This is a genomic window from Aeromicrobium sp. Leaf272, from assembly GCF_001422865.1.
Lineage (GTDB): Bacteria > Actinomycetota > Actinomycetes > Propionibacteriales > Nocardioidaceae > Aeromicrobium.
Map to the genome: position 1 here is coordinate 498,945 of NZ_LMMY01000013.1, position 7,510 is coordinate 506,454.

At 69.9% G+C, this 7,510-nt stretch carries 7 protein-coding genes and 1 tRNA gene; 3 read left to right on the forward strand and 5 right to left on the reverse strand.

Translation table 11 applies throughout. The features are described 5' to 3' along the window. Nucleotides 1-250: 250 nt before the first annotated feature. Nucleotides 251-327, reverse strand: a tRNA-Ile gene (locus ASF38_RS11635). Nucleotides 328-363: 36 nt separating this feature from the next. On the opposite strand from ASF38_RS11635, the gene ASF38_RS11640 reads away from it, so the two are divergent. Further along, entirely contained in the window at nucleotides 364-792 is a 429-nt protein-coding gene (locus tag ASF38_RS11640) for a hypothetical protein (protein ID WP_056576206.1), read from the forward strand. A 6-nt stretch (nucleotides 793-798) separates the two neighbouring features. On the opposite strand, the gene ASF38_RS11645 is transcribed toward ASF38_RS11640, so the two are convergent. Further along, nucleotides 799-1,104, reverse strand: coding sequence for a GNAT family N-acetyltransferase (locus tag ASF38_RS11645; RefSeq protein WP_056555437.1), 306 nt, complete (start codon nucleotides 1,102-1,104; stop codon nucleotides 799-801). 178 nt (nucleotides 1,105-1,282) lie between these two features. Here ASF38_RS11645 and ASF38_RS11650 point away from each other — a divergent pair, with 178 nt between their 5' ends. Further along, nucleotides 1,283-1,777 (forward strand): DUF3145 domain-containing protein, encoded by a 495-nt coding sequence (locus ASF38_RS11650; RefSeq protein ID WP_082480739.1) that lies wholly within the window; start codon nucleotides 1,283-1,285, stop codon nucleotides 1,775-1,777. Between the two features lie 18 nt (nucleotides 1,778-1,795). Here the strand turns inward: ASF38_RS11650 and ASF38_RS11655 are convergent, their stop codons facing one another. Beyond that, nucleotides 1,796-2,635: an acyl carrier protein gene (locus ASF38_RS11655; RefSeq protein WP_056555439.1), complete on the reverse strand. Its 840-nt coding sequence runs from the start codon at nucleotides 2,633-2,635 to the stop codon at nucleotides 1,796-1,798. Nucleotides 2,636-2,710: 75 nt separating this feature from the next. Here ASF38_RS11655 and ASF38_RS11660 point away from each other — a divergent pair, with 75 nt between their 5' ends. Continuing rightward, nucleotides 2,711-3,664, forward strand: a complete 954-nt coding sequence (locus tag ASF38_RS11660) for an alpha/beta fold hydrolase (protein WP_056576213.1) — start codon at nucleotides 2,711-2,713, stop codon at nucleotides 3,662-3,664. Here ASF38_RS11660 and ASF38_RS11665 read toward each other — a convergent pair. Further along, a complete protein-coding gene (locus ASF38_RS11665) occupies nucleotides 3,604-4,677 on the reverse strand; it encodes a phosphatase PAP2 family protein (protein ID WP_055966427.1) in 1,074 nt (357 codons plus the stop codon). The two genes, ASF38_RS11660 and ASF38_RS11665, sit on opposite strands and share 61 nt — an antisense overlap. 77 nt (nucleotides 4,678-4,754) lie before the next feature. After that, the coding region (aceE, locus tag ASF38_RS11670) for a pyruvate dehydrogenase (acetyl-transferring), homodimeric type (protein ID WP_369815198.1) at nucleotides 4,755-7,510 on the reverse strand (2,756 nt) is incomplete at its 5' end.

The window sequence follows — 7,510 nt, forward strand, 5'->3', positions numbered from 1 at the left end:
TCACCGGCGATCGTCCCGGTCACGATCCCGGCTCCATGATGTCCGAAGTTCCGTGAGGCCGCCGAAGCTGGGCCCTCTGTTCACGAAGCTCGCGCGGCCCTGGTTCAGGGGCTGATCGAGCACCTCCGCAGCGTGGGGTGCTTCTACCGCGCGGCGAGCAGGAGGGACCCAGATGCGAAGGAGTAGCAAATCGTAAGCAGCGGCTGCTGTTCAGCGACCTGGCGCACAAGCCGCTGACCTGCAACAACGCTGGTGGGGCGGGTGGGGCTCGAACCCACGACCCAAGGATTATGAGTCCTCTGCTCTGACCGGCTGAGCTACCGCCCCGGGACGCACAGCCTAGCGAGACGGCACACTGGGGCCATGACCGACGCCGTGATCGCCGACCTCGACGGAACGCTGGTCGACGTGTCCTCGATCCGCCACCTGGTGGAGGGGGAGGACCGCGACTTCCACGCGTTCCACGCGGCGTCGAAGGACTGCCCGCCGAGGTCCGAGGTGGTCGACGCCGTGCGTGCCGCGCACGCGGCGGGTCGTGCCGTCCTGGTGGTCACGTCGCGCGAGTTCATCTGGCGCGACCTCACTCTGGACTGGCTGGCTCAGCACGACGTGCCCTACGACCAGCTCGTCATGCGCATCGTCGGCGACTACCGGCCCGACCACGTGGTGAAGGCCGAGATGCTCGACACCCTCGAGGCCGACGGATTCGCAGTGCTCGAGGCGTGGGAGGACAGTGACGACATCGTCGAGCTGTGGCGCTCGCGCGGCGTCACGGTCCACGTCGTGGACTGAGCGGGCCTACAGGCCGAACGTCGGTCGCTCGTCGACGGGCACGAGGTCGAGGTGCTCGGGGTGGTCGCGGATCACCTTGGGCACGAACGGGCAGTAGGGGAGCACCTGGCCGCCCCGCTCGGAAATCTGCTCCAGTGCCCCAACGATCAGCTGGGAGCCGATGCCGCGACCTTCGAACGCCGGCAGCACGCGTGTGTGGGGAAGGGCGTAGACGTCGCCGTCCACGCGGTAGTCGACCCAGCCCGCGAGATCACCGTCGACGGTGATCTCGAAGCGTGACGACGACGGGTTGTCCAGCACCTCGGTGGTCATGGAGCCATCGTCACACGACTCGCCTCTCTCGGCGCGCGACGCTCCAGACCGGCGGAAACCCGTACCAGTGGTGCGCGAGGGGCTCATGGGGCTAGCATGGTCACGACGCGGAACGATGACGCGTGGCTCCGTGAGGTCGCTGGGGAAGGCGGATCTCGAGCTAGGAGGCACGATGAGCATCCCCACCCGTGGAGTTCTGTATGTCCACTCCGCGCCCTCGGCCCTGTGCCCACACGTCGAGTGGGCCGCTTCCGGCGTGCTCGGCGGCTCCGTCGACCTCGACTGGCAGCCGCAGCCTGCGGAGGCGGGGACCTACCGCGCCGAGCTGTCCTGGCAGGCCCCGGCGGGCTCGGCTGCCTCCATCGCCTCGGCGATGCGCGGCTGGGACCGCCTGCGCTTCGAGGTCACCGAGGAGCCGACCGCCTCGAGCGAGGGCGCGCGCTTCTCGTGCACGCCGGGCCTCGGCATCTTCCACGCGATGACGGGCCTGCACGGCGACGTGCTCATCCCCGAGGACCGCATCAAGGCGTTCCGGGTCAAGGCCGCGCTGGGCGAGATCACGATGGACGAGGCACTCGACGGACTGCTGGGCGTCAAGTGGGACGCCGAGCTCGAGCCGTTCCGCCACGCGGGCGAGGGCGCTCCCGTGCGCTGGCTCCACCAGGTGGTCTGAGCGGCTCGCGACGCCAGGTCAGCCGATCGTCACCTTGGCGGACGGCGACTCGGTGTCGCTGCCCTCGTGCACGACGCGGAACTCTCGCTCGCCGGTGCGCGACGTGTAGATCTTCGTCTCGAAGCGGCCACCGTCGCGGGTCTGCACCGAGACCGGGAAGTCGTCCCAGCTGCCGCCGGGGTCGCGCACCTGCACCTGGAGCACCTCGCCGTCGTCGAGCGAGGGGAAGCGGCCGGAGATGGTGAAGCGCTGACCGGGTGCCACGCGATCGCTCTCGACGGAGAACGTCGGCTTCTCCTCCTGGTCGTCGGTGGTGGCCGTGGGAGTGGGGGTGGGCGTGGGCGTGGCCGACGGGGTCGCGCTGGGCGTGGGCGAGGTGATGGGGGGCAGGTCCACGCCACCGAGGCCGGTGGCCCGCACCACGGTGGCTCCGGCGAAGCCGAGCGCGCCACCGATGGCCAGACCTGCGACCACGAACCAGAGTGCGAGGCGCCAGAAGGCGTCGGTGCGTCCGCGGCCGCCCTCGTCGTCCGTGCGCGACTTCTCCCGCGCGGGTGGGCGTCCCTCGGAGGCGAGCGAGACCGGCGCCGTGGGTGTGCGGCGCCCCCGTGCCGTGCCGGGCCGGTGGTCGACCACGGCGGCGACGGCGTCGGCCACGGTCACGAGCCCATCGACCGTCTCGTCGGCGAGATGGAGCCCGAAGCGACGTCCGAGCTCGTCGGCGACCTCGACGGCGGCGAGCGAGTCGACCCCGAGGTCGTCGAGCCGAGCGTCGTCGGTGACCTGCTCAGGAGTGCAGTCGACGACGCTGACGAGGATGTCGGTCAGCTGTGCGCGGACCTCGGCGGGGGTGGGCACGCCCCGAGTCTAACGAGGCGCACGTCATGGTCCGATGCGGCGCGGCCGAACCCGCGCACCTCCTACGATGGCCGGATGGACCGGGGAGACGAGCTGCAGTTCGTGGTCGTGCACGGCTACCGGCGCGCCTACCGGCGTCGCGGCTCCGGACCCGCCCTCCTGCTGCTCCACGGCCTGGGGTGCGAGTCGTCCACGTGGGAGCCGGTGATCGACGCCCTCGCCGAGCACTACACGGTCATCGCCCCCGACCTGCTCGGGCACGGTGAGTCCGACAAGCCCGACGCCGACTACTCGCTCGGCGGGTACGCGAACGGGATGCGCGACCTGCTCACCATCCTCGGGATCGAGAAGGTCACCGTCGTCGGCCACAGCTTCGGTGGTGGCGTGGCCATGCAGTTCGCCTACCAGTACCCGGACCGCACCGAGCGGATCGCGCTGGTCTCCTCCGGTGGACTGGGTCGGGAGGTCTCCCCGCTCATCCGCTTCCTGACCCTGCCGGGCAGCGGCACCGCGCTCTCGGTGGCCACGTTCCGACCGTGGCGTCGTGCCGTCGCAGCGGGCATGCGGGGGCTGTCGCGCACCGGTCTGGCGCCTCTGCGCGACCTCGGCGAGGTCGCCGCGATCTACGAGTCGTTCGCCGATCCTCGCGCCCGCCAGGCGGTGCAGCGCGTCACCAGCCACGTGCTGGACTGGCGCGGCCAGTACGTCACGATGACCGACCGCACCTACCTCGCGCGGATCGTCCCCGTGCTCGTCGTCTGGGGCGCCGACGACCTCGTCATCCCGGCCGCGCACGCCGACATCGCCCGCCAGCAGGCGTGGTCGGACGTGCACGTGCTCCCGCACTCCGGACACTTCCCGCACCGCGACCACCCGGGGGAGTTCGCCCGTCTGCTGCACGAGTTCGTCCGCGACACCGAGCCCGCCGCCTACCGGCGCGGCACGTGGCGCTCGATGCTGCGCCAGGGTCAGCCGGCGGTGGAGCCCGAGGCGTCCGACGGTCCGGGTGCGGTCACCGTGGCCGGCTGATCGGCCACCTCGGCCAGACGTCGCCTTCGCCGTCGTCCGCGGTTGCCCGACGCCCAGGCGCCGAGGGACACCGACGCCCAGCCGATGGCGATGCCGGCGACGTCGTCGGCGAGGTAGTGCCAACCGAAGTAGATGGTCGCCAGCACGGTGACCACGAAGAACGCCCACGTGATCACGCGGATGGCGAGCTTCTGCCCCGTCCGCTGCATGAACAGCGCGGCCGTGAAGGTGACCGACACGTGCAGCGACGCGAACCCCGCGACGCCGTGGATCTTCTCGCTGGCCCAGGGGTCGGTGAGGACGTCGACTCGGTTGCGGAACAGAGATCGTTGCAGCTCGGTCACGTCGGTGGCGGCGAGGTCCCAGTACATCGACGGCTGCGCGAACGCCGGGCCGAGCGTCGGCAGCGCGTAGTAGCTGATCACACCGAGGATCCAGTTGAGGCACAGCGCCGTCGCGTACCAGGCACCGATCGAGAAGTCGCGGTTCAGCACGAGGAACGCGCCGAGGGTGATCGGGATCAGCGGCAGGTAGGCGATGTAGGCGAACGACAGCACGTGGGCCATCACGTCGGTGCCCAGGAGGTCGTGCAGGACGGTCGCGGGGTTGTGGCCGAACATCAGCCAGTGGTCGAGCTCGAGCAGCTGGCGGTCGAACAGCACGCCCTCGCGGTACGTGGGCAGGTAGCTCTTGAGGTTGCGGTAGCTGACGTAGCTCGCGTAGAAGGAGATCAGGCCGGTCGCGATGTAGCCGACCCGCTTGAGCGTCCACTCCTCACGGACGACCTCGCGCGCCCCCTGCGGGATCTGCTTCCAGCCCCGACGTCGCACGGCGGCCGGCACGATGCCGGCCGCGAAGAACAGCAGGGCCAGGGCGGGCAGGCGCACGTAGGCGGGGCCGAGGAAGCCCTCGGGGTCCTTCATCGGAAGGCCGAGGTACCACGACGAGAACACCGCGGCGCCCGTCACGGCCACGGACAGAGCGACCGCGAACGTGTAGGGCCACTTGAGCATGCCGAACATCCTAGGGTGCCCCAACTTGGATTTACCTGAGACGTCGGTCGCTCCGACCGACGCCCCCGGGCCGCCCCTCAGGCGTCGCCGCCTTCCTGGACCACACCCTGCGTGGCCGTCGGGTCGTCGATCTTCAGCCGCGTGAACGCGTCGCGCACCACGGACTGCTCGACGAGCTCCTGCTGGGCCAGGCTCTGCAGCACCGACACCACGATCGACTCGGCGTCGATCTGGAACACGCGACGGGCCGCGGCACGCGTGTCGGCGAAGCCGAAGCCGTCGGCGCCCAGGGACTGCCACGGGCCGGGGACCCAGCGCGCGATCTGGTCGGGCACGGCGCGCATGTAGTCGCTCACCGCGAGCGTGACCGAGGCGTGGTCCATCAGCTGCGTGGTGATCCACGGGACCTTCTGGTACTCGCCCGGATTGTTGAGGTTCCACTTCTCGGCCTGCACGGCGTCGCGGGCGAGCTCGTTCCACGACGTGACCGACCACACGTCGGCGGCGACGTCGTAGTCCTCGGCCAGCATCTCCTGGGCGCGCAGCGCCCAGGGCAGGGCCACGCCGGAGGCCATGATGCGGGCCCGGTGCGAGCCCTTGGTGGCGGGGCGGTATCGGTAGGCGCCCTTCAGCAGGGCGTCGACGTCGAGGTCGTCGGGCTCGACCGGCTGCACGATCGGCTCGTTGTAGACGGTCAGGTAGTAGATGACGTCCTCACCCTGGGGGTGGTCGTCCGTGGAGCCGTACATGCGCTCCATGCCGTCGCGCACGATGTGGGCGATCTCGTACCCGAACGCCGGGTCGTAGTGCACCACGGCGGGGTTGGTCTGGGCGATCAGCGGCGAGTGGCCGTCGGCGTGCTGCAGGCCCTCGCCCGTCAGCGTCGTGCGGCCGGCGGTGGCGCCCACGAGGAAGCCGCGCGCGAGCTGGTCGGCCATGGCCCAGATGGAGTCGGCGGTCCGCTGGAACCCGAACATCGAGTAGAACATGTAGACCGGGATCATCGGCTCGCCGTGCGTGGAGTAGGCGCTGCCGGCGGCGATCGCCGAGGCCATGGCGCCGGCCTCGCTGATGCCCTCGTGCAGCAGCTGGCCCTGGGCCGACTCCTTGTAGGCGAGCAGCAGCTTGCGGTCGACGGCCTCGTACGTCTGGCCGGCCGGGTTGTAGATCTTCGCCGACGGGAACATCGAGTCCATGCCGAACGTGCGGTACTCGTCAGGCGCGATCGGCACGACGCGGCGCCCGATCTCCGGATCCTTCATGAGGTCGCGCAGGAGCCGCACGAACGCCATCGTGGTGGCGATCTGCTGCTTGCCCGACCCCTTCGACAGGGCCGAGTAGGAGTCCGGCTCGGGCAGCTTGACCGAGACGGGGTCGACGATGCGCTGGGGGAGACCGCCGCCGAGCGCGTCGCGGCGGGCGCGCATGTACTGCATCTCCTCGCTGTCGTGCCCGGGGTGGTAGAACGGCGCGAGGTCGTCGCCGTCGATCTGCTCGTCGGAGACGGGGATGTTCAACCGGTCGCGGAAGCCCTTGAGGTCGTCCTTGGTGAGCTTCTTCATCTGGTGGGTGGCGTTGCGTCCCTGGAAGGACTCGAGCAGCCAGCCCTTGATGGTGTGGGCCAGGATGACGGTCGGCTGGCCTGTGTGCTTCTGCGCCGCGTCGAAGGCGGCGTAGACCTTGCGGTAGTCGTGGCCACCGCGTGGCAGGCGCTCGATGTCCTCGTCGCTGAGGTGCTCGACCATGGCCCGCAGGCGCGGGTCGGGGCCGAAGAAGTTCTCGCGGTTGTAGGCGCCGGACTCCACCGAGAGGGTCTGGAACTCACCGTCGGGGGTGCGGTTCATCTGGTTGACCAGCACGCCGTCGACGTCGCGGGCGAGCAGGTCGTCCCACTCGCGGCCCCAGACGACCTTGATGACGTTCCACCCGGCGCCGCGGAAGTACGACTCCAGCTCCTGGATGATCTTGCCGTTGCCGCGCACCGGGCCGTCGAGCTGCTGCAGGTTGCAGTTGATGACGAAGGTCAGGTTGTCGAGCTCCTCGCGTGCCGCGAGGCCGATCGCCCCGAGCGACTCGGGCTCACCCATCTCGCCGTCACCGAGGAACGTCCACACGTGCTGCTGGCTGGTGTCCTTGATGCCCCGGTCGTGCAGGTAGCGGTTGAACCGCGCCTGGTAGATCGAGTTGATGCCACCGAGGCCCATCGAGACCGTGGGGAACTCCCAGTAGTCGGGCATGAGCCGAGGGTGGGGGTATGACGACAGACCCTTGCCGGCTCCGTGGGAGTGCTCCTGGCGGAAGCGGTCGAGCTGCTCCTCGGTGAAGCGACCCTCGAGGTAGGACCGGGCGTAGATGCCCGGCGCGGCGTGACCCTGGAAGTAGATGTGGTCACCACCGCCGGGGTGGTTCTTGCCGCGGAAGAAGTGGTTGAAGCCGACCTCGTAGAGGCTGGCCGCCGACTGGTAGCTGGCGATGTGGCCGCCGACGCCGAGACCGGGCCGGTTGGCACGCGAGACCATGACGGCGGCGTTCCAGCGGATGTAGGAACGGATGCGCCGCTCGATCGCCTCGTTGCCGGGGAACCACGGCTCGTGCTCGGGCGGGATGCTGTTAATGAAGTCGGTGCTGCGCAGCGCGGGGACGCCCACGTTCTGCTCACGCGCGCGCTCGAGGAGCTTGAGCATCACGTAGCGCGCACGGGACCGGCCACGCTCGTCGACCATCTGGTCGAGCGAGTCGAGCCACTCGGCCGTCTCGTCGGGGTCGATGTCGGGAAGCTGGGTCGGCAGCCCCTCGTGGATGACGGCGGGACGTTCGGTGGGGGACTGGCCGG

Coding starts and splice junctions, on each gene's coding strand:
- ASF38_RS11665 (WP_055966427.1), bottom strand. CDS start 4,677: ATGCTCAAGTGGCCCTACACGTTCGCGGTCGCTCTGTCCGTGGCCGTG.
- ASF38_RS11640 (WP_056576206.1), top strand. CDS start 364: ATGACCGACGCCGTGATCGCCGACCTCGACGGAACGCTGGTCGACGTG.
- ASF38_RS11645 (WP_056555437.1), bottom strand. CDS start 1,104: ATGACCACCGAGGTGCTGGACAACCCGTCGTCGTCACGCTTCGAGATC.
- ASF38_RS11660 (WP_056576213.1), top strand. CDS start 2,711: ATGGACCGGGGAGACGAGCTGCAGTTCGTGGTCGTGCACGGCTACCGG.